This window comes from Dyadobacter luteus, assembly GCF_003383615.1.
In the GTDB taxonomy this organism is placed as follows: domain Bacteria; phylum Bacteroidota; class Bacteroidia; order Cytophagales; family Spirosomataceae; genus Dyadobacter; species Dyadobacter luteus.
The window spans coordinates 12,126-33,346 of record NZ_QNUL01000008.1 but is presented as its reverse complement, the minus strand read 5'-3'; the positions used below and the strand labels follow the sequence as shown (position 1 = coordinate 33,346).

Below are 21,221 nucleotides of genomic sequence, written 5' to 3'. Positions count from 1 at the left end.
TGTAATGAAATGATGTGTATGAAGTTTTGACCTGATACCTATGATCAGCTATTCTTCTTTAAAACTTGTATACCGGATATTTCGGAAGGTGCTAAAAGCTGAATTCCAAAATGTCCTGATCGTTGAGTAGGTATTCCGTTAATTTCTCATGTGCTTGCTCAGCTCCCTGCAGGCTCCAGCTTCCTGTAATATGGCTTCCGGATCTGCTTTGTTCGCCGCGTAGTATTTTCAAATCGTGCTGATGAAACAGGTCCTCATAGTTTTTAAGCGTCTTTCTCTGATACACACACATGACCTGATAATTCCTGATCTGGCTTTTCTTCCTGATCAGCTTTTGTACCGGTGTGAGTATAACGAGCGAAAGTCCTGCAATCACAAAACTTGCGATAGAAAGCGTATATAGCCCTACGCCGATACCCATTCCCAGGGCAGCCGTAACCCAAACAATAGCAGCGGTAGTAAGCCCTACCACACGGTTATCTTCCCTGAAAATGATTCCTGCGCCCAGGAAGCCAATTCCTGTTACGATGTTGGCGGCAATTCTTCCGGCATCCGGACCTGTTTTTGTTGAAATAATCGTAAACAAAGTAGAACCCACAGAGATAAGAATGAGCGTTCTTAATCCTGCAGATTTACTCCTGTACTCGCGCTCGGTTCCAATAATAGCACCTAACACAAACGACAACATTAATTTCAAAAAATCCTCAGCTACAAATTCCATATTCTGCTATTCTGTACCAGGTTTCAGCTGTTCATCAAGTCTTCAATCTCTTCGGCTTCAATTGGAATATGCGCCATCAGATCTGTATTGCCATTTTCGGTAATCAGAATATTGTTTTCCAGACGAATGCCTAATCCTTCTTCTCTTATATATATACCCGGCTCACAAGTGAAAACCATTCCTGCTTCAAAACGCTGGTATTTATTGCCAACGTCATGAACATCCAATCCGAGGAAATGCGAGGTACCATGCGGAAAATACTTTTTATACGCCGGCCATTCAGGATCCTGTTTTTCAATATCGTCTTTGGTAATTAGTCCAAGACCAATCAATTCACTTTCCATGATTTTGCCGACTTCTATATGGTACTCATCCCATATATTGCCAACAACCAACATACTTTTTGCCGACTTGAAAACACGTAACACAGCATCGTATACTTCCCGCTGGCGTTTTGTAAACCTGCCGTTGACAGGAATACTTCTTGTCAGATCAGATGCATAGTTGGCGTATTCAGCGGCTACATCCAGTAGCAAAACGTCACCATCTTTACATGCTTTATTATTCTCAATATAATGTAGCACACATGCATTAGCTCCCGAAGCTACAATGGGCTGATACGCAAAACCTTTTGAGCGGTTACGTATAAATTCATGAATCAACTCAGCTTCGATTTCATATTCCTGAACGCCTGGTTTTACAAATTTCAGGAGTCTGTTGAAACCTGAAGCTGTGATATTACAAGCTTGCTGCATCAGCTCAATCTCCACCGGATGTTTGATTGCCCGAAGCTGGTGCATCAATGGTGCCAGCCTGGAGAGTTGATGCAATGGGTACTTTTGGCGAAACTCCTCGATATATCTGGCCTCGCGTGTTTGTACAAGAGAACTGTTGCGGGTATGTTCGTTGGTATTCAGATAGACATTTTCTGCAACAAAAATGATGTCGCTGAAAACCCTTTCGAATTGATGAGTCCAGTATACCGATTTAATTCCCGAAACATTTCTGGCTTGCTCTTTGGTCAGTTTTTCACCTTCCCAAACAGCGATAAGCTCATTGGTTTCCCTTACAAATAAAACTTCACGGTATTTTTCATCCGGGTGATCGGGCGAAATGAGCAGAATGGTTTCTTCCTGATCCACTCCTGAAAGATAGAAAAGATTGCTGTTCTGTTTGAAGCCCATCGTACCATCCGCATTGGTTGGCATAAAATCATTGGCATGTAAAATGGCCAGAGATTTCGGTTTCAATACATTGGCAAACTGTTTCCGGTTTTCGGTAAATAAAGTGTTGTTGATCGGATGATAGCGCATCAGTGGTAAAATTTTGTACCTGGTAATTTATTACGTAAAATTACGTTTATCTTGTTTATTAATTCAGCTTAGCGCCAAATCTGTCCTTACAAGAAGGAATGAGTGAGAGTTAATGCCGGAAAATTAATACCAGAAATTCCTAACTGATAATCTTTTCATGAAAAAAGTATTTTTACTGGCACTTCTTTTTGCGCCTTTATTTTTATCTGCCAGTCCCAAATACTGGATTTATCTTAAATCCAAAGATATTAGTGTTGCACCGGCTGTTTCACATCTCACTTTGGATAACAGACAGAAACTGGGTTTGCCATTATCCGACGAACTTGATATTCCTGTTAATTCTGCATTTGAAACGGTTCTGAAGAATAATTCGATTCAGATCATCAACCGGTCTAAATGGTTGAATGCCGTATCGGCAGTGATGACAAGTGAGCAGGCAGCTCGTGTGCGTTCGCTTGATTTTGTGCAGGAGGTCGTGCCTATTGATCCTGGCTTTTATATCGCCCGACAGTCTCCTGTCGAGAAAGCGCAAATGGCCCCTGTGATGTCTCAGGTACAAGCCAATGCATTTTTGAAAGAAGGACTTTCTGCAAACAATGTAACAATAGGAGTGATTGATGCCGGTTTTTATGGTGCTGATTCGTCTACTTCTCTGACCCATATTTTTTCTAACAAACGCATTCTTGGTATTCGTGACTACGTAAAACCAGGACGTGCCGGAAACCTTCTGTTCAGCACTGCTGAGTCGTTTTCTGATATGCACGGTACAGAGGTAATGGCTGCTATCAGTGGTCTGGATCATCAGGATGATATGCAATATGGAATGGCTACCAATGCTAAATTCTATCTGGCGCGTACCGATTATTCTCTGCGTGAATACCGTGGCGAGGAAGATAACTGGATCGCTGCCATGGAATGGATGGATAGTCTTGGGGTAAGATTGATCAATACTTCTTTGGGTTATGCAAAAGGGTTTTCTGATCCGAAAGAGAATTATACGCCATCACAAATGGATGGTAAAACGAGCGCCATTACGCGTGCTGCTCAGATTGCCTCAGACAAAAAAGGAATTATGATTATCGTTTCTGCCGGCAACGAAGGCGACGACAAAGGATGGGGAATCGTTTCAGCTCCGGCAGATGCCAAAGGAGTTTTGTCAATTGGTGCTACCAATGCAAAGCTTTGGAACCGTATCGGCTACAGCAGTATTGGGCCTGAATTCCTTTCGTATGTAAAACCGAATGTTTCCTGCTTTTCGCTATACGGTACGTCTTTATCTGCGCCGGTGATTACTGGCTTTGCAGCTTGTCTTTTGCAGGCAAATCCGAAATTGTCGAACAAGGAATTGATTGATGTGATAGAGAAATCAGCTCATTTGTATCCTTATGGTAACAATTATGTCGGCTATGGAGTACCGATGGCGTCCCGCGCACTGGCTTTGCTCAAAGCTCCGTATTTACCGGATAATTCAAAAAAGGTTGTGGCAAAGGGAAAAACTTGTGAAGTGGAAGTGAACAGTACTGATTCCCTCGTTGCCGTGTACAGAAAGAAAAATGAAAAGGATGTACTTTCTCAGCAGGTGGCAAAAGTGCAGCACGGCAAGATTTCACTCAAACGTCAGAGCGGAGAAAAGTATACCACAATTGACCTCAAAAACGCAGTGGTAGAGGTGCAGTGGGATTGAGAAAGCTAATCTGTACATATTCAAACCGGAACTGCCCTCATAAGCTGTTCCGGTTTTTTCTTGTTATCACATTTTCAAGAGTAAGTGATTGGCATGGTTTGGTTAAATTGTGTTTCAAGCGTTTTACTGATGTGTTATCGAGCACACAGCCGAATTTTTAAGATTATTTTTTAAAAATCACAATAGATTTATTTATCTTTAATGCGCTGAAGGTTGTCAGGATTTACATGAAATGGCAGTCTTTAAAAGTGGAGTTCCTTAATCTAATCACCAAATTCTTACAATAATGAATACTTCTCGCAGGGATGTCTTGAAAATGGCCGGGGTTGCGCTGGCAGGTACTGCTCTTCCTACTATTACCATTCTAAATCCGAACCGTGCATTTGCCGGAGTGAATAACGAAACTTTGAAAGTGGGATTAATCGGATGCGGAGGCCGTGGGTCCGGTGCTGCCAATCAGGCGCTGAAGGCAGACTCTAACGTGGTACTTCATGCTATGGGTGATATTTTCAAGGATAAACTGGATGCTTCACTAGCCAACCTGACGAAAGTACATGGCAATAAGGTGAAGGTAGACGAAGGGCATCGGTTTGTAGGATTTGATGCATTCAAAAAAGTATTGGACTCTGGTGTTGATGTAGTCATTCTTGCAACGCCTCCACATTTCCGTCCTGAGCATTTGACGGCAGCTATCAATGCAGGTAAGCACGTTTTCTGCGAAAAACCTGTGGCTGTAGATGCACCAGGTGTACGTAAGGTATTGGATGCAGCTAAGTTGGCGAAACAAAAAAATGTATCTCTGATGTCAGGTTTTTGCTGGAGATATCATGAGCCAAAGCGCGCAATTTTCGGAAAAATTCTGGATGGTGCAGTAGGTGACATTTCTGCGATTTATAATACCTACGATACAGGTTCGTTATGGTCTTTCCCACGCCAGACTGGCTGGACAGATGCTGAATATGTTTTGCGTAACTGGACTTACTACACCTGGCTGGCTGGTGACCACATTGTAGAACAGGCAGTACATAGTATTGATATGATGTCGTGGGCATTTGGCGGAAAATTGCCAATATCAGCGACCGGTACAGGTGGACGCCAGGTAAGAACAGATTCTCTTTACGGAAATATATTTGATCACTTCGCAGTAACCTACGAATACGAAAACGGAGCAAAAGGCTTCCACCACTCTCGTCAGCAGGATAATTGCGAAAAAAGCTACCTGGTGGAAACACTGGGAACAAAAGGCCGTGCGATGGCTAACTGCGCCAGAAACGTACATGAGATTTACGGACAGAATCCATGGAAATACGATGGTGCGCAGAACGATATGTATCAGACAGAACACAACGAATTATTTGCCTCTATCCGTAGCGGTAAGCTGATCAACGATGGAGAATACATGGCGCAAAGTACATTGCTTGCTATTATGGGAAGAATGGCTGCCTACACAGGCAAGCGTGTAACCTGGGATGAGGCTATGAATTCAACTGAAAAACTGGGACCGGATACTTATAGCTTCGATATGAAACCGCCGGTTGTGGAAGTAGCTCGTCCGGGTATCACTTCTTTCTCATAATCCCATGCAGAGAAGAGATTTTATCAGAAACAGTGCATTGGTTGCCGGGGCTGCTGTAGTCGGCTCGGCAGCTAATGCCGCAGGTATTATACCATCTCCATCAGAACTTACGAACGCTGCGGCCCGGCCCATGGTGAAGAAGAGCCTGAAATGGGGCATGGTGAAAGAAGATTTGTCCATCATGGATAAATTCAAATTACTGAAAGATCTTGGATATGATGGTGTGGAGCTGGATTCGCCGGATAAACTGGATATGAAAGAGGTACTGGCTGCCAGGGATAAAACCGGACTGGAATTACCAGGAACGGTAAACTCTATGCACTGGAAACTGCCTTTGTCGGATCCGGATCCAAAAAAACGCGAAGAATGTGTAAAATCCATTGAAAAAGCCCTTCGGGATACCAAACAATATGGCGGAACAACTGTATTGGTGGTACCCGGCGTAGTGAATGCCAACGTAACTTATGCTGAAGCTTATGAACGTTCGCAGAAAGAGATTCGCAAATTGTTGCCGGTAGCGGAAGAAACAGGCGTAAAAATTGCTTTTGAAAATGTCTGGAATCAGTTTCTGCTCAGTCCTCTGGAAGCTGCACGCTATGTCGATGAATTTAATCACCCTATGGTCGGTTGGTATTTTGATGTGGGTAATGTACTCCGCTATGGCTGGCCGGTATCGTGGATTGAAGGACTGAATAAGCGAATTCTGAAATTGGACCTGAAAGAATTCAGTTTCAAAAAGCAGAATGATCTGGGTCTTTGGAAAGGATTTGATGTAGAGTTTATGGAAGGAGATTGTAATTGGCCGGAAGTGAACAAAGCGCTGCAGAAAATCGGCTACTCAGGTTGGGCTTCTGCGGAAGTGTCGGGAGGCGACAGAAAACGATTGCTTACAATACGTGAGAAAATGGATGAGGTTTTTAAAGCTTAATGTAAGATTATAGAATACTGAAATGCAAAATGCCAGGCAACAACCTGGCATTTTGCATTTCAGTTATTTCTTCCTTTGCAGCGTCCGTCTGTATGCTTTGATCGTGGTAATTCTCAGTTCCCCATTGTCAATGAAGACTTTTTTGTATTCCTTAAACTCGTTTTCTTTTCCTTTAAACCCTACAATACAGGAAAAATCTTCACTGCCTTTCTGAAGCTCAATGGTAGGCATGATTCCAAAATCCGGTAATGTTAGCGAGTCTTTCACCTGCAATTCTTTGTAGCGGATTTTGAGCAGATACTGAAAGGTCTTTCCGGTTTCATACGCATCCACTGAAAACTTCCAATCGTTGAGTTTGTCTTTGTCAGGAACTGGTTCCGAAAAGCTGGCTACTGCTTCTTTCTTAATGTTTGTTCTGATTTCAGGAATAGTGTCGTTGACAATCACCATCCCGCCTTTATCCGTTTCAGTTTTATTTTCCTTACCACATGCTATTGCAAGAAATCCCACCAACAGAATACTGTATTTTTTTATCATCATATAGAAAAGTTAGAGCGTGTGGGCATAAAGATAGAAAGCTGTCATCAATTTGTGCTATTTTACAGCCAATTTGAATCTTGATTTAAACGTAGGATAATATCCTTAGTCAGATTCGAGCAAATATTCCTAAAAAACCAGACCATCCCGCAGTAATCTTCTATGGCATTAAACTACATTTTCGTAGCCTTTTTTGTAATTGCTTTTTTCATTGCCTTTCTGAAATTCATCATGACGGGCGATGTGCAAACCTTCAAATCTATTACTGAAGGAATGCTGGAGATGTCCAAAATTGCCGTGATGGATATTGCACTGCCGCTGACAGGGGTGATGACTTTCTTTTTAGGGATTTTAAACGTGGGAGAAAAGGCAGGAATTATCAATGCATTAGCCCGGATAATCGGCCCGTTTTTTAATAAATTATTTCCTGAAGTACCTAAAGATCACCCGGCGAACGGACAGATGATCATGAATTTTTCTGCTAATATGCTCGGGCTGGATAATGCGGCAACTCCCTTTGGACTCAAAGCGATGCAAAGTTTGCAGGAACTCAATCCAAGCAAGGATACGGCCTCCAATGCGCAGATCATGTTTTTGGTGTTGCATACCTCCGGCTTACAGATTATTCCATTATCTATTATTGCACAACGTGCTATCCTCGGGGCACAAAGTCCATCTGATGTATTCATTCCTTGCGTTGTAGGAACCTATGTAACTACTGTTGCTGCTATGCTTATCACAGCTGCCTGGCAGCGAACCAATTTGTTCAACAAGTCGGTGATGCTGGGATTGGGCAGTATCACGACCGTAATGGGATTACTGCTCTGGTATTTGTCGGGATTGCCGAAAGAGCAGATTGAAACCATTTCAGTCTTTACCGGTAATGCAGTTCTTTTGGGCGTAGTTGCAGGGTTTTTATTCTGGGGAATGGTCAAAAAAGTGAATGTTTTTGAAACCTTTATCGAAGGAGCAAAGGCTGGCTTTACAACCACGGTTACAATCATTCCGTATCTGGTCGGCCTCCTTGTCGCCATCAGTGCATTCCGGGCTTGCGGGGCGATGGATTATCTGATTGACTTTATGAAATGGATATTCTCATTTTCAGGTTTCAATACAGATTTTACGGATGCACTTCCCGTTGCATTGATGAAACCATTGAGTGGAAGCGGAGCCCGCGCACTGATGATTGATGCAATGAAAGAATTCGGACCTGACTCTTTTGTCGGGCGATTGGTATGTATTTTTCAAGGGTCTGCAGATACCACATTGTATATTGTTGCACTGTATTTCGGTTCAGTGGGTATTAAGAATACAAGGTATGCGATTGTGGCCGGACTTATCGCCGATCTGATCGGAGTGTTAGCAGGTATATGGCTTGGTTATCTGTTTTTTCATTCCTGATAAAACGTACATATCGCCCTTTACCCAGATATGCAACCGTCCGTACAAAATGGATGGTTGTTTTTTATTACAACGTGTAATATTGATTATCAAACTTATATAAGCATGACTAAATCGTTACGAAAATCCGTACTTATTGCGCTGATAATTGCAGGATTTACCTCGTTTCAATCTGTTTCGGCACAGACAAAAGTTCAGCAGGCACCCAATACGTATTCTCTGGAAGATTGCATTCGTATAGCACTTGAAACCAACCCGGAAGTAAAGATCACTGAGCTACAGGTTTCCTCAAACGAAAATATTCTGAATCAGTCGCGCTGGCAGCGTTGGCCAAGTCTGAGTTTCAGTGCGGGGCAGGGATTTAGTTCCGGTCGTAACATTGACCCTTTTACCAATACTTATGTACAGCAAAGCGTAAACTCAACGAATTATCAGTTGGGTGCATCATTAGCACTATTTAATGGTATGCAGCTGCATAATTCTATCAAGAGAAACGCAACGAATCTTAAGGCAAGTCAGAAAGATCTGGATGCATCCCGTAATGATCTGATGCTGAATGTGGCTCTTTCTTACCTGCAGGCAATTACCAATCAGGAATTGATTGAAGTAGCACAACGACAGGTGGATGCCTCGGTTCTTCAGGTGGAACGTACAGGAAAGCTCGTAGATGCAGGAACACTTGCAGAAAGCAATCTTTTGGATCTGAAATCACAGCTGGCTAACGATGAGCTAAGCCTTGTGAACGCACAGAACAATCTGGAAACTGCCAAATTGAATCTGAAACAGCTGATGAATATGCCGGGGAGCGAGCCGATTTTCCTTGTGAAGATCCCGGTAGGCGATCCTGCTTTGCAACCCTATGACGCTACTATTCAGGAAATATACGACGTAGCCTTAGGAAATCTTCCACAAATGAAGGCTGCTCAATTGAGAGTAGAGGCAGCAAGACAGAATATTGATATTGCCAAGGGTGTAGCATTACCTTCTTTAAGTTTAAATGCGGGTATGGGTACCAACTATTCCAGTGTAGCTCCAAGGCAACGTTTTGTTGCAGATGGGACTGGAAGTACCACAGTAGACGTTCCTTCTACTACCAATTTTGTTTCTTATCAGGGTATTACAGTTCCAGTCATTCAGCGTGTAACAACGCCTAACGGGCGTCTCCAGGATTTCGGTTATTTCAATCAGCTGGATGGTAACAGAAACTCAGCCATCAGTTTGAGCTTACGTATTCCGATCTTCAGCCAGTTTCAGGTGCGATATAATGTGGCGAATGCAAAATTGCAGCAGAAGAATGCCGAGTATCAGTCTCAGCAGGTGCAGTTGTCAATTCGCAAAAATGTGGAACAGGCTTATATTGACATGAATAACTCAGCAAAACGTTACTCCGCAACGGCTAATCAGGTACAGGCATTGGCTGAGAGTTTCCGTGTAGCACAGGTTCGGTTTGATGTGGGCGCGATCAATTCAGTAGAATACAATATCGCAAAAGCCAATCTGGACAGAGCCAATGCCAACCTCATTCAGACCAGGTACGACTATGTTTTCAGAACAAAAATTCTGGATTTCTATATGAATCGCCCGTTATCTGATTTTTAAGCTACTATCCAATATTACTAACGAGTACCCTTTACAATATTAATCTGCAAACGAATAACAATATGGCGCGTAAATCTTCAAATAAAATATGGTGGATTACCGGAGGTGTTCTGCTGGTGTTGGTAGTTGGACTATTCGGTGCCAAACAGGCAGGGTTGATCGGTCAGCCGAAAAAGACCGAAGTGGAATACACCACAGTGAAACGCAATGACATCATTGAACGCGTCACTGCCTCAGGAAAAGTACAGCCGGAGGTAGAGGTAAAGTTGAGCCCGGATGTATCGGGTGAAATCATAAGCCTTAATGTAGCAGAAGGGGACTCGGTTGTGAAAGGACAATTGCTATTGAAGATCAGACCGGATAATTATGAGTCGCTGATGGCGCGTGCCCAGGCATCAGTAAATTCCAGTAAAGCGAATTACGAACAAACCAAAGCCATGGTGTTGCAGGCCGAATCGCGGTTAATTCAGGCAAAGGCAAATTTTGACAGAAATAAAAAACTGTATAACGACAAGGTAATTTCGGCTTCCGATTTTGAAACCTTTGAGTCCAATTATGCGGTAGCGCAACAGGATGTCGCATCAGCGAAATCGAACGTTTCGGCAGCGTTGTTTAACATTAAAAATGCGGAAGCAGGGATGAGAGATGCTGCTGAGAACCTTCGTAAAACCACCATTTTTGCGCCGGTAAGCGGGATTATCTCGTTGCTGAATGTGGAAGTGGGAGAGCGCGTAGTGGGTACATCTCAAATGGCCGGTACGGAAATGATGCGTATTGCTAACCTGAGTAATATGGAAGTTCGTGTCAATGTAAATGAAAATGATATTGTTCGCGTTTCAATCGGTGATACGGCAGAGATTGATGTAGATGCATACAATGCATCAGGTCGCAAGTTCAAAGGTATCGTGAAAGAAATTGCGAATACTGCCGCTGGTTTGGCTTCAAGTACTGCCACAGCGAGTGTTTCTGCAGACGCTGTAACTGAATTTCAGGTGAAGGTGAAAATTCTGAACGAATCTTTCAGTGATCTGATGGGTACACGTGCCAAAAAATCTTATCCTTTCAAACCGGGGATGACTGCTTCGGTCGAGATTATTACAGAACGTAAAAACGGAGTGGTTTCTGTCCCCATTGCAGCTGTAACAACAAGAAATAATACGCCGGCCGCTCCTGTTGAAGAAGGTGCAGACGATAGCAAAAAAAGCAAAGCTCCGGTTGTTGTGAAAGAGGTGGTGTTTGTTGATGTAAAAGGAAAAGCTGAAATGCGTGAAGTAAAAACAGGCATCAGTGATTTTGAGAATATTGAGATCGTTTCAGGAGTGAAAGAAGGGGATCAGATCATATCCGGACCATATATTGTTGTGTCTAAAAATCTGAATGCCGGTGACCTTGTAGAGAAAAAGAAAGAAGAAGTGAAAAAAGACGAAAAAAAATCAAATGAAAAGTCTAACTGATACGTTGTAAAACTGTAATAAGTTCGATTTAGTTTAGGTTAAAAGAGAAATCCTTGCGGCTTTGCTGCAAGGATTTTTTATTTAACTGTCGAAATGCTTAGAATCGGGAGCTCAATCCCATATTGATAATTCCTTTGTATCCATAGCCAATTTCTGCAAATATGCCGGTTTGTTTTCCCGCTCTCACACCAAACGGGGTTATCTGGAATGTTGGATACATAAATGTTTCGTATTGATTTGTTGCAAGATCCAGCCTTCTTTCGCGAACAAGTATGCCACCTCCGCCAGCAAAATAATAGAGTTCAATGTTAGGTTTTGAAACGTAGTTGAATTTAGCTTCAAAACTCATCATGTAACTTTTATGACGATAATTGAATCGCTCTGCAAACAGATATTTTTTATTGGCATCTCCCCATCCCAGACCAGCATTTACACTCACTGCCAGTTTTTTATTAGTCTGGTATCTGTAAGTAGCCGATACCTTTTTCGAAAAGGCAACTTTTCTGATTGGTTCGCGCAACAGTGCCCGGCCCATGTTAAGCAGGATGTCTCCTGCAATCTGGTTTCTGGCTAATGGGCCAAAGCTAACCTGTAATTCTTCCCTGTCCGGAGTTTGAGAAAATGTACTGGCGGAAAAAAACAGATATGCTATTACTGTAGTTAAGCGTTTCGATTTCATAATTTCCCTGATGTTTGACGTTATATAATCCGTACTTCTTCTGAGGTTAGTCTGAAATTGCGATTGTATTCGTACTGTCAAAACCTTGAACTGAGTCCCAAATTGGCGATTCCTTTATATCCATAACCGATTTCCACAAATGCCGCTATCTTTTTGCCCGCCCGTATGCCTATTGGGGTAAGTTGAGTTGTTGGATCGGTGTAAAGCTGCGAGGCAACGGATTCACCATTCATGATCGTTCTGTTTTTATGGAAAATGATACCTGCGCCAGCAAAGAAATAAAGCTCAAATGCTGGTTTTTTTAAATAACTGAATCTAGGTTCAAAGGCAGTTACAATACTTGAGTGATGTAATTCAATATTCTGATTTTTAGATAATTGTCCATTCAATAAAGATGCTGAAAACCCCAGGGTCAATTTGCGTGGCGTTTTGTATCGATATGAAATTTGATAAGAATTGGAAAAATGAAAATCCTCGCGAAACGACTTTGATACCAAACTGGTGATGTCGGAGTAGAAAAGTGGTCGGGCTAACGGGCTATATCCGACTTGTATCTCATGAACTGCTTCAGGAGTTTGTGCGTAGCTACAGGTTGAAATGGCTATAAAATAGCAGATTAGCAGTAAGCGCTTTTTCATGACAATTATTTTTCATTGAGATGAGTAATGAGAATTTGTAAATAGAATTCCCGAAACAAAGTAAATTGTTCTTGTAATATTTATATCTTGTCCTCCGACAACAATTCGACTTGTCGTACGACAAGATTTTGGCTCATTTTAAATCTGCTTTGTTCAATTAGTTATTTAAACCTGAACATTTGAATGACTATGAAAAAAGAAAAGTTACCGCTGCACCAATTACTTGAAGCGATTGATACGCCTCGTTTCGAAGGTTTGAAAGAACATTTTACACAACTATTTACACCCACATTTTTACGAAAGGGGAGAGTGCTTGTGGATATTGGTCAGGTAAACAATGCCATCTACTTTATCAAATCCGGTGTGATCAGATCCTATTACCTGAAAGGCTCGGAGGATATTACATCAAGATTGATTGCCGAAGGGGAAATCGCCTGCGTAGCTGAAAGTTTCTTTTCTCAGCAGGAATCGGATGAGGTAATGGAAACCCTGGAAGATACCATGGTGTATTCGATCTCGTACGAAGGATACCGTAAAATGGCGCAGGAAGATATACTCATCGCCCAATTGATTATCCAGTTGCTGGAACAGCGTCTTGTCAGTTTTAGCGAACGGGTGCGGCTTTTCAAGTATTTATCAGTGGAAAAAAGAATTGAATACTATATCAATCAGCCTTATTCTCTTTTTCGGAGAGTGCCTGATCATTACATTGCTACCTACCTGGGCACTACGTCTGCAACATTCAGCAGATGTTTAAAAACGGCCAGTTTTGATAAAATTCAACATTAAGCAGTTTATTTGTAGTTTCCTTTTTACCTTAATTTCCGGGAAAGGAAAAGTAACAGACCAACTGAGACAATGAGTTTTTTGAATAATATTAAAATCGCGGTAATTGGTGGGGGAAGCTGGGCAACGGCATTGATCAAAATTCTCTCCGAACAACCCAATGTACAGATTCGGTGGTGGCTGCGTAATCAGGACGATATCAACCATATCCGTAAGTTTCATCACAATCCCAGTTATCTGAGTGATGTACATTTGTCTCCAAAAAAAATTAAGGTTTTTGAGAAGACAACCGATGCGGTAAAAGGAGCCGATTATATCATTCTGGCGGTTCCCGCGGCATTTGTGCAGGAATCACTACAAGGACTTACAGAAAAACACTTTAAGGGAAAACGCGTGGTATCTGCCATCAAGGGTATGATCCCGGATCAGAATATACTGGTGACCGACTGGGTTGCCGAGCAATTCAAAGTACCTCTCAACGAAACCTGCGTAATTGCCGGCCCTTGCCATGCAGAAGAAGTAGCACTAGAAAAACAGTCATACTTAACCATCGCTTCTACCGGTAATACTACTGCTGCAGAATTTGCCAAACTGATGACCTGTCGTTTTGTTACCGCCAATCCGCTGGAAGATCTTTATGGAGTAGAATATGCGGCTGTGATGAAAAACATTGTGGCACTGGCCTGCGGAATTACACACGGGCTTGGTTACGGGGATAATTTTCAGGCAGTATTGGTTTCCAATGCCATGCAGGAAATCGGAAGGTTTGTGACTGCGCTTGATCCACGGGAAAGGGAAATTAGTTCTTCTGCCTATCTTGGCGACTTACTGGTTACTTCTTATTCTCAGTTCAGCCGGAACCGATTGTTTGGGAATATGATTGGCCGCGGATACAGTGTAAAGGCGGCGCAATTGGAGATGAAAATGATTGCAGAGGGCTATTATGCAACGCGAAGTATTATGGAGATGAATAAATCATTTCATGTAAATATTCCGATCACTACTGCCGTATATAGTATTCTCTACGACGAACAGGCTCCGGCGGGTGTTATGGAGGAATTGAAAAAAAATCTTAAATAGTAGCCTTTTAACGTTACCGGATCGTATTGGGTATTTTAATCCAAACCCACATTCATGATGAATTTATCTGTTTTTAAATCTGGCCGGTATGTAGCTTTATCATTGCTTGTAGCGGCCGGTTTATCATGTAATTCAAACTCAAAACAATCTGCCGCAGAGGAATCAGCTGATTCATTAAAAGTTGAAAAAAGCTTTGTTTTCGGAGACGACAGGCCATTTGCCCAGTGCCATGCTTCTACCTTGGTACGATTGGATGATGGTCAGTTTCTGATAGCATGGTTTGGAGGTACAGAAGAAAAAAATCCTGATGTGGGTATATGGCTTTCGAAAGGGCAGCCAGGCAACTGGAGCGCACCAAAGGAAATAGCGAAGATTCGTGAAGATGCCCACTGGAATCCGGTATTGCAAAAAACTGCAGATGGAAAGGTAATTCTTTATTTTAAGGTAGGTAAAGAAATCTCTCATTGGGAAACCTGGGTACAGACGTCCGAAGATGGCGGTGATACCTGGTCGGTGGCACACGAACTGGTAAAAGGTGATAAAGGCGGACGTGGTCCTGTAAAGGATAAATTGATAGAACTGGCTGACGGTACCTGGCTGGCTGGTGCATCCAATGAAGTAGGCCGCTGGGAAGTGTTTGTGGATAGAAGCGAAGACAAGGGCAAAACTTGGACAGCCAGTCCGTATTTTAAAATTGACACAACGGAGATCAAAGGAAAAGGTGCTATTCAGCCTACATTATGGGAATCTAAGCCGGGTACAGTACATATGCTGGTGCGTACAACAGGAGGTGTTATTGGCAGGAGTGATTCCTTCGATAATGGAAAGACATGGTCTCAAATCAAAAAAACAAGCCTTCCTAATCCTAACAGTGGCATAGACGCCGCTAAACTTGGAGACGGAACCATTGCTTTGACATATAATCCTGATAAGGAAAACTGGGGCTCCCGTTCACCGTTATCCCTGACACTTTCCCATGACAATGGAAAAACCTGGACAGACGAGTTTGATCTTGACAAAGGCAAAAAGGAAGATGAGTTTTCTTATCCTGCCATCGTAAGTTGGGGTGATTCTGTGGCTGTAACCTATACCTGGAACAGACAGAAAATCGCATTCTGGAAAGGGAGTAAAGAGGATATTGTCAAACTTGCTGCGAAGAGTAAATAAGCATAGTCTTCTAATAATATAACTACTATTACTGATAAGCCGGGGCACTTCGCTTCGGCTTATATCATATTACCACGAAATTATAATAAATTATCACGGCTTTTCTCCTTTTTGGCAACGTTCCCGATAACGTGTGCATTAATAAATCCTTTCTAATTGCATTTTTTCTATTCTTAATTGGCTAATATTCATTACGTTTCTTTCGGAGGCCTTTCCGCTGATGAACGTTAATTCACAGAAAAATTCAATTAAGTTTATAAGCTCATGAATGGATATTCGGGTGTCGGAACAAAGTTAGATAACAAGGATTTTGTTTTTCAGCATGTGTATGTACCGGAACGTGACGGTCTGTTTCACATGCAGTTTGATCCCCGTGATCAGATGCCTAAGTACAGGCAAATTGTCCATTCTATCAAAACTGATATCGAGATTGGCGTTTTGGCGAAAGGCGTTCAGCTTCCCTCTATCAGCGAGCTGAGTGCGGAATACCAGCTGGCGCGTGATACGGTAGAGAAAGCGTATAGAGAACTCCGAAATCTGGGATATATATCGGCCGTACAGGGAAAGGGATACTATGTGCAGGCAGTGAAAGACAGCAAGGAGCGTATACTTTTGGTGTTTAATAAACTAAGTTCTTACAAGAAGATTATCTATTATTCTTTTCTGAAAACGCTGGGTGAGTCGGCTACGGTTGATCTGGAAATTCACCATGGTAGTGTGTTGAAATTCAGGGAGATTATGGAAAAGAATCTGGGGAAGTATAACAGATATGTGATCATGCCCCATTTTAATACAGATTCGGATTCGGAAGAAGATTATACGAATATATTGAAACGCATTCCTGCCTCCGAACTGGTATTGCTGGATCGTGATATGCCGGCTTTGCAACAGGAGATTAGCAGTGTGCACCAGAGTTTTGATAAAGATATTTTTGGCGCTTTGGAAGAGGCTAACGATTTGATTCAGAAATATGATAATCTGGTATTGATATTTCCTGAAATAGGTAATTATCCCAAAGAGATCATCCGTGGATTCCGAAATTATTGTATTAATTATAAAAAAGAGTTTGCCATTAAGAACCGAGTGCCGGAAATTGAACCGCGTACAGCCTATATCGTTGTGGAGGAGGGAGAGTTGGCTGAGCTGGTTAAAAAGGCAAGGCTGTCGTCATATAAAATCGGAGAGGAAGTCGGAATTATATCTTTTAACGAAACCACTTTAAAAGAGTTACTTGAAATTACGGTCATTACTACTGACTTCGAGAAAATGGGCAGAACTGCTGCGACACTCATCATGAATAAGCAGCAGCTGCGTGTCAAAAACCCATTTTTTATGATCAGAAGAGGGTCTCTGTAAAATATTTTTACTTATCGTGTAAAAAAACCGTCACGATCGCGCGACGGTTTTTTTGATTTATGAACGATCCACTTATGTCAATATCATTTCATTTTATAAATTTCCACTCCTGCCAACAGAAAACATCCCAAACCGAAATCTTCAAAATCCGGCATGCTGTCATACGTCACGGGCTGACCATCCTTCGGTTCTTTTCCTGTTCCCTGCACAAATCCTAAAAATCCGTTGTCATGAACGCATTCCGAAACCATGGCATTCCATGCTTTGGTGATGGCTGGCTCGTATTTGCTGCTTTTTACGAGACCCTTACGAATTGCCCATGCCATTCCGTAGATGAACAAAGAAGTACCAGTCACTTCTTTTCCTCCAAAGTCTGTTTCGTCTGTCAGAGATACATTCCAGTATCCGTCCTTCCGCTGCCATGGTAAAAGCGCTTCCAGCATGGTAAGAAGCATCTTTTCGTATTCGTCGCGGTGAGGTGCATTCTTTGGCATAATATCCAGCACACGTACCAACGCGGCTACAATCCAGCCATTTCCGCGTGACCAATAGCAATTTTTACCGCCAGGCGTCTTATATGGTGGAACGAAATCTTTATCTCTCCACCACAGACCTTCCTTGGGATTAAATAATCCGTTGCCGCCATGAATGGTTTTTGTGTGGTTGTAGAGATCAAACATTTTCTCGTAATAACGGTCATCGTTGTAGATGATCGCCAATTGTGTGAAAACAGGCATCGCCATTTGCAGGGTATCAATCCACGACCAGTCATCTTTCTGTTCAGAATTCACCATCAGATCAATACATGCCTTTATATCTCTGATCCTTTCCGGTTTTTTATCCATCAGGTAGAGATCAATATATGTTTGTCCGCAGCACTGGTCATCGGCGTTACGGGTTTTGATCCCGTTACGTAGTCCCCATTTATGATTCTCGCCCCAGGATATGGCATAGTCGATATAGGACTGCTGTTTATCAACCGTATAGAGCGCCATTAACCCTTCGTAATAAACGCCGCGCGTCCAGATGTTACTGGGACGTTCCCTGTTTGTAACGATCGATTTACCTGTGTCCGGCCATTTCTTGACAAAGTAGTCGTTGGTGAGGCGGAGTGTTTTCAGGATTTTCTTTTTATCAATTTTAGATGCTTCCGAGTTTTTTCCAAAAGCCCAGGTTGTCTGTATAGCGGCACCACCTGCCAGCAATAACCCGAGTGCATTCCGTCTGTTCATTGTGTTTTCGTTTGTGTTTTTTGGTTTCACAAAAAGAACCATCAAGTAATATCTTCGCGCTCTTTGCCCCGAACCCTCTGCCAAATGCTACTTTAGATACTTCTTTAACTTATTTTTCTTCAATCCCTTAACTCCCGCTGCTACTTCCTGCGCATTTACCCTTGCACCAGCTTCAGTTGTGTGCGTGTGATCTTTTGCTGTAAAGAGGTCAGCCTGTACTTTTTCTGGACCCATGGCATCGTATCTTTTTGCGATCAGTTCAAACAGGTCGATGAAATCTGCACCATTCGTTTGTGCAACTTGCCTGGACCACAACCTATAGCTTCCTTCGGATCTTTCAATTTTACCATCTTTGAAGATATTACGAGGAACAGGCGAACATACAATGGGAATAGCGCCTTTTGCTTTCGCTTCGTCAATGTACTTACGCATGTAATGTCCGTAGGTGTAAACAACCTCATGTTTTTTGGTCATCAGATTGTCAATCTCTTCAGTTTCATTTCCAATGCCTTTAATAGAACCTCTGGCACGGGTGGTGTCATTGATTGCGCCACCATCGTTGTGTCCGAATTGCATGAGCACATAGTCGCCAGGCTGCAGTTGCGCCAATACCTTTTCCCAACGTCCTTCTGTTACGAATGTCCGGCTGCTCCGACCTCCGATCGCATGATTGTGAATTTTGATTTTAGTTGTGTCAAACAGTTCGGGCAATACCGTTCCCCATCCCCAAAGTCCGTCGGCGCCCTTGCCTGATCCATTTCTTACCGTAGAGTCGCCAATCAGGAATAATTGAACAGGTTTTGGTTTGATGCTCGCCGCCAGCACGACTACACAGAAAAGGGAAAATATTGAAAGACGAATGATGTTGGTTTTCATTTTCACAGGTTGAAATTTACGAGTAGTAGAAGGCTATGAGCTGATGGCTGACAGCTTTATTTATTTGTTTTAATATTCGGTTTCGGAACGGTTTTCATGCCTTCGCCCAAGAAGAAAGAGGGATGTGGTGGCTGGTTGTAGGCAGAATTTTGCCAGGCAACAGCAACCCGGTATTGAGCATCATGCATGAGTGTCGGTATACGATTTACTGCAGGAATTGTGGTTGTATAAATGCGTAATTCCGTATTGTCTTCCTTCCGCCAGATAACCTCCTCACGCCAGTCGCCCAGGATATCAGCACTAAGTGCGGGTGTCCCTTTAGTACCGTTGTTAGATGTAAAACCTTCCGCGGTAAACAGGTTTTTTGTAGTCTGGCTCTGATAATCCCATTTGTCGATACGATTCTTGTCAAGAAGTTCTCTTGTGAGGTCGGCATCCCACCATATTGCAAAGTTGATAGAGGAAGGGCGGGTTGAAGAAATCTCGACTCCTTTGCTATTATACAGACCACCTACAGATCCCCAATATTCATATCCGGGATGCGTTGGGTCAATATCAGATGCCATAGCGCGACCGATATCTTTACCGCCACCATCTACACCCCAAAGTGTCTTTCCGGTTTTTGCGTCAAGCAGTCTAAGTCCATATTGTCCGTACTTTTTTGCCTCTTCGTACGACTGCCAAATTTCCATTCCGGGATTGTCAGGATCCATGTCGGTCATATGCAGCGCATCTCCATGTCCCAGTCCTGTTGTGTACAATCCTTTGCCGTCATCATCAATCACGCTGGAACCGTTGATGATCTCGTCTTTTCCGTCTCCGTCCACGTCGCCTACTGTCATACTATGGTTTCCCATTCCTGCATAGTTTTGGTTAGAAGCCTCATTGCTGTCGAATATCCAGCGACGTTGTAGCTTGCCATTTCTGAAATCCCAGGCGACCCGTACCAATCGGGTGTAATACCCGCGCCCGGCGATGAAGCTTGGTTTTTTGCCATCCAGATAGGCCACCGCAGATACATAGCGATCTATACGATTGCCATAGTTGTCGCCCCAGCCGGTTTTCATTTGTTCGGGAGTAGGATTGTCGCCAACTGTAATATCCCGTTTCGGGTAAAATTCCTGGGTATCCAATGCTTTTCCGCTAATGCCTTCAAAAACCGTGAGGTATTCCGGACCTGAGAGGATATAACCCGTCTCGTTACGGAAATCTGCTTTGGCATCACCAATTGTCTTTCCGGTTCCGTCGGTGGTTCCATCTGCAGTTTTACAAATGATTTCCGCCTTGCCATCACCATCAAAATCATATACCATAAATTGAGTATAGTGCGCTCCTGCACGTATATTTCTTCCAAGATCAATACGCCAAAGTCGGGTGCCATTTAGTTTATAAGCATCTATATACACGTTGCCTGTATACCCTCTTTGTGAATTGTCTTTGGCATTGGAAGGATCCCATTTAAGTATAATTTCATATTCTCCGTCCCCGTCCAGATCACCGACACTGGCGTCGTTGGCATTGTATGTATAGGTATCACCTTTGGGTGTTATGCCTTCGGCGGGTGCAGAAAGGGGAATAGAAATAAAAGGATTTTGGCTCAGAGAAACAGATTCACTGACTTTTTGTTCTTTTCCTCTAATGACTGTTTTTACGGTATAAATCTCTTCAGAAGGATTCATATCCACATAGTTCGTAGATGCGGTAATCGGTGTTTTATTGATTTTGACTTTCCCTCTATACAGACTGAAAGCTATGTCGGCGGGATCGGTGCCCAACAACCGCCAGCCTATATAAACCTGATTATTTTCTCCCTTAATCGCAACCAATCCCCGATTCAAACGCTCCATCTGTCGCTGAGCAGTTGCAGAGAACAGTGTGCATAAGAGGAGCAGGGAGGTTAATATTTTTCTAGTCATATTTTTTTAGGTTACACAGAGTTTCACTGAGATAAAAAAGAGGAGCACGGAGGGTATTTATTCTCTGTGAATCTCCTTTAAACTCTGTGGTTCTCTGTGTCATTTTTAATTTCACGCAAAGGCGTTAAGATGTTCGCATTGTTATTTATACAGAGTTTCACTGAGATAAAAAAGAGTAGCACGGAGGATGATTTATTCTCTGTGAATCTCCTTTGAACTCTGTGGTTCTCTGTGTCATTTTTAATTTCACGCTAAGCAAAATCTTCGTGACCTTCGTT

Annotated in this window: 18 protein-coding genes; 10 read left to right on the top strand and 8 right to left on the bottom strand. The window is 42.7% G+C overall.

Annotated elements, in window-relative coordinates; all coding sequences use genetic code 11:
• Positions 1–91: 91 nt before the first annotated feature.
• Both DSL64_RS12235 and DSL64_RS12230 read right to left on the bottom strand, forming a co-directional pair.
• Positions 92–721 (bottom strand): MgtC/SapB family protein, encoded by a 630-nt coding sequence (locus DSL64_RS12235; RefSeq protein ID WP_115831192.1) that lies wholly within the window; start codon positions 719–721, stop codon positions 92–94.
• 23 nt (positions 722–744) lie between these two features.
• Positions 745–2,034, bottom strand: coding sequence for an aminopeptidase P family protein (locus DSL64_RS12230; protein ID WP_115831191.1), 1,290 nt, complete (start codon positions 2,032–2,034; stop codon positions 745–747).
• 157 nt (positions 2,035–2,191) lie between these two features.
• Here DSL64_RS12230 and DSL64_RS12225 point away from each other — a divergent pair, with 157 nt between their 5' ends.
• The 3 genes from DSL64_RS12225 to DSL64_RS12215 all read left to right on the top strand — a co-directional run bounded on the left by DSL64_RS12225 (position 2,192) and on the right by DSL64_RS12215 (position 6,222).
• Positions 2,192–3,718 carry a S8 family serine peptidase gene (locus DSL64_RS12225; RefSeq protein ID WP_115831190.1) on the top strand — a complete coding sequence of 509 codons (1,527 nt, stop codon included), beginning with the start codon at positions 2,192–2,194 and terminating at the stop codon, positions 3,716–3,718.
• A gap of 316 nt (positions 3,719–4,034) precedes the next feature.
• On the top strand, positions 4,035–5,294 hold the full coding sequence (locus tag DSL64_RS12220; RefSeq protein ID WP_115831189.1) for a Gfo/Idh/MocA family protein: 1,260 nt from the start codon (positions 4,035–4,037) through the stop codon (positions 5,292–5,294).
• 4 nt (positions 5,295–5,298) lie between these two features.
• Positions 5,299–6,222 carry a sugar phosphate isomerase/epimerase family protein gene (locus DSL64_RS12215; protein WP_115831188.1) on the top strand — a complete coding sequence of 308 codons (924 nt, stop codon included), beginning with the start codon at positions 5,299–5,301 and terminating at the stop codon, positions 6,220–6,222.
• Positions 6,223–6,285: 63 nt separating this feature from the next.
• Here the strand turns inward: DSL64_RS12215 and DSL64_RS12210 are convergent, their stop codons facing one another.
• Positions 6,286–6,762, bottom strand: coding sequence for a hypothetical protein (locus DSL64_RS12210; protein ID WP_115831187.1), 477 nt, complete (start codon positions 6,760–6,762; stop codon positions 6,286–6,288).
• Between the two features lie 159 nt (positions 6,763–6,921).
• Between DSL64_RS12210 and DSL64_RS12205 the strand changes: the two genes are divergently transcribed.
• The 3 genes from DSL64_RS12205 to DSL64_RS12195 all read left to right on the top strand — a co-directional run bounded on the left by DSL64_RS12205 (position 6,922) and on the right by DSL64_RS12195 (position 11,213).
• The gene (locus tag DSL64_RS12205) at positions 6,922–8,160 is read left to right on the top strand and encodes a spore maturation protein (RefSeq protein WP_115831186.1); all 1,239 of its coding nucleotides are present in this window, start codon (positions 6,922–6,924) and stop codon (positions 8,158–8,160) included.
• Positions 8,161–8,265: 105 nt separating this feature from the next.
• Positions 8,266–9,759 carry a TolC family protein gene (locus tag DSL64_RS12200; RefSeq protein ID WP_115831185.1) on the top strand — a complete coding sequence of 498 codons (1,494 nt, stop codon included), beginning with the start codon at positions 8,266–8,268 and terminating at the stop codon, positions 9,757–9,759.
• Positions 9,760–9,821: 62 nt separating this feature from the next.
• Positions 9,822–11,213 (top strand): efflux RND transporter periplasmic adaptor subunit, encoded by a 1,392-nt coding sequence (locus tag DSL64_RS12195; protein ID WP_115831184.1) that lies wholly within the window; start codon positions 9,822–9,824, stop codon positions 11,211–11,213.
• Positions 11,214–11,310: 97 nt separating this feature from the next.
• Here the strand turns inward: DSL64_RS12195 and DSL64_RS12190 are convergent, their stop codons facing one another.
• Both DSL64_RS12190 and DSL64_RS12185 read right to left on the bottom strand, forming a co-directional pair.
• Positions 11,311–11,892: a hypothetical protein gene (locus DSL64_RS12190; RefSeq protein ID WP_115831183.1), complete on the bottom strand. Its 582-nt coding sequence runs from the start codon at positions 11,890–11,892 to the stop codon at positions 11,311–11,313.
• Positions 11,893–11,969: 77 nt separating this feature from the next.
• A complete protein-coding gene (locus DSL64_RS12185; protein ID WP_147300359.1) occupies positions 11,970–12,530 on the bottom strand; it encodes a hypothetical protein in 561 nt (186 codons plus the stop codon).
• Positions 12,531–12,719: 189 nt separating this feature from the next.
• Here DSL64_RS12185 and DSL64_RS12180 point away from each other — a divergent pair, with 189 nt between their 5' ends.
• The 4 genes from DSL64_RS12180 (at position 12,720) to DSL64_RS12165 (ending at position 16,919) form a co-directional block, all read left to right on the top strand.
• Complete coding sequence (locus DSL64_RS12180; RefSeq protein ID WP_229217055.1) at positions 12,720–13,319, top strand: Crp/Fnr family transcriptional regulator; 600 nt, start codon at positions 12,720–12,722, stop codon at positions 13,317–13,319.
• A gap of 69 nt (positions 13,320–13,388) precedes the next feature.
• Positions 13,389–14,396: an NAD(P)H-dependent glycerol-3-phosphate dehydrogenase gene (locus DSL64_RS12175; RefSeq protein ID WP_115831180.1), complete on the top strand. Its 1,008-nt coding sequence runs from the start codon at positions 13,389–13,391 to the stop codon at positions 14,394–14,396.
• A 54-nt stretch (positions 14,397–14,450) separates the two neighbouring features.
• Positions 14,451–15,563, top strand: coding sequence for a sialidase family protein (locus tag DSL64_RS12170; protein ID WP_229217054.1), 1,113 nt, complete (start codon positions 14,451–14,453; stop codon positions 15,561–15,563).
• A gap of 264 nt (positions 15,564–15,827) precedes the next feature.
• Entirely contained in the window at positions 15,828–16,919 is a 1,092-nt protein-coding gene (locus tag DSL64_RS12165) for a GntR family transcriptional regulator (RefSeq protein WP_115831179.1), read from the top strand.
• An 83-nt stretch (positions 16,920–17,002) separates the two neighbouring features.
• Here the strand turns inward: DSL64_RS12165 and DSL64_RS12160 are convergent, their stop codons facing one another.
• The 3 genes from DSL64_RS12160 to DSL64_RS12150 all read right to left on the bottom strand — a co-directional run bounded on the left by DSL64_RS12160 (position 17,003) and on the right by DSL64_RS12150 (position 20,943).
• Positions 17,003–18,151, bottom strand: a complete 1,149-nt coding sequence (locus DSL64_RS12160) for a glycoside hydrolase family 88/105 protein (RefSeq protein WP_115831338.1) — start codon at positions 18,149–18,151, stop codon at positions 17,003–17,005.
• A gap of 87 nt (positions 18,152–18,238) precedes the next feature.
• On the bottom strand, positions 18,239–19,027 hold the full coding sequence (locus DSL64_RS12155) for a rhamnogalacturonan acetylesterase (RefSeq protein ID WP_115831178.1): 789 nt from the start codon (positions 19,025–19,027) through the stop codon (positions 18,239–18,241).
• Positions 19,028–19,083: 56 nt separating this feature from the next.
• Positions 19,084–20,943, bottom strand: coding sequence for a rhamnogalacturonan lyase (locus DSL64_RS12150; RefSeq protein ID WP_115831177.1), 1,860 nt, complete (start codon positions 20,941–20,943; stop codon positions 19,084–19,086).
• Positions 20,944–21,221 lie beyond the last annotated feature (278 nt).

What these genes read in the sequence shown, in the direction of transcription:
- DSL64_RS12235 (WP_115831192.1), bottom strand. Translation starts at nt 721, where the DNA reads ATGGAATTTGTAGCTGAGGATTTTTTGAAATTAATGTTGTCGTTTGTG.
- DSL64_RS12230 (WP_115831191.1), bottom strand. Translation starts at nt 2,034, where the DNA reads ATGCGCTATCATCCGATCAACAACACTTTATTTACCGAAAACCGGAAA.
- DSL64_RS12225 (WP_115831190.1), top strand. Translation starts at nt 2,192, where the DNA reads ATGAAAAAAGTATTTTTACTGGCACTTCTTTTTGCGCCTTTATTTTTA.
- DSL64_RS12220 (WP_115831189.1), top strand. Translation starts at nt 4,035, where the DNA reads ATGGCCGGGGTTGCGCTGGCAGGTACTGCTCTTCCTACTATTACCATT.
- DSL64_RS12215 (WP_115831188.1), top strand. Translation starts at nt 5,299, where the DNA reads ATGCAGAGAAGAGATTTTATCAGAAACAGTGCATTGGTTGCCGGGGCT.
- DSL64_RS12210 (WP_115831187.1), bottom strand. Translation starts at nt 6,762, where the DNA reads ATGATGATAAAAAAATACAGTATTCTGTTGGTGGGATTTCTTGCAATA.
- DSL64_RS12205 (WP_115831186.1), top strand. Translation starts at nt 6,922, where the DNA reads ATGGCATTAAACTACATTTTCGTAGCCTTTTTTGTAATTGCTTTTTTC.
- DSL64_RS12200 (WP_115831185.1), top strand. Translation starts at nt 8,266, where the DNA reads ATGACTAAATCGTTACGAAAATCCGTACTTATTGCGCTGATAATTGCA.
- DSL64_RS12195 (WP_115831184.1), top strand. Translation starts at nt 9,822, where the DNA reads ATGGCGCGTAAATCTTCAAATAAAATATGGTGGATTACCGGAGGTGTT.
- DSL64_RS12190 (WP_115831183.1), bottom strand. Translation starts at nt 11,892, where the DNA reads ATGAAATCGAAACGCTTAACTACAGTAATAGCATATCTGTTTTTTTCC.
- DSL64_RS12185 (WP_147300359.1), bottom strand. Translation starts at nt 12,530, where the DNA reads ATGAAAAAGCGCTTACTGCTAATCTGCTATTTTATAGCCATTTCAACC.
- DSL64_RS12180 (WP_229217055.1), top strand. Translation starts at nt 12,720, where the DNA reads ATGAAAAAAGAAAAGTTACCGCTGCACCAATTACTTGAAGCGATTGAT.
- DSL64_RS12175 (WP_115831180.1), top strand. Translation starts at nt 13,389, where the DNA reads ATGAGTTTTTTGAATAATATTAAAATCGCGGTAATTGGTGGGGGAAGC.
- DSL64_RS12170 (WP_229217054.1), top strand. Translation starts at nt 14,451, where the DNA reads ATGATGAATTTATCTGTTTTTAAATCTGGCCGGTATGTAGCTTTATCA.
- DSL64_RS12165 (WP_115831179.1), top strand. Translation starts at nt 15,828, where the DNA reads ATGAATGGATATTCGGGTGTCGGAACAAAGTTAGATAACAAGGATTTT.
- DSL64_RS12160 (WP_115831338.1), bottom strand. Translation starts at nt 18,151, where the DNA reads ATGAACAGACGGAATGCACTCGGGTTATTGCTGGCAGGTGGTGCCGCT.
- DSL64_RS12155 (WP_115831178.1), bottom strand. Translation starts at nt 19,027, where the DNA reads ATGAAAACCAACATCATTCGTCTTTCAATATTTTCCCTTTTCTGTGTA.
- DSL64_RS12150 (WP_115831177.1), bottom strand. Translation starts at nt 20,943, where the DNA reads ATGACTAGAAAAATATTAACCTCCCTGCTCCTCTTATGCACACTGTTC.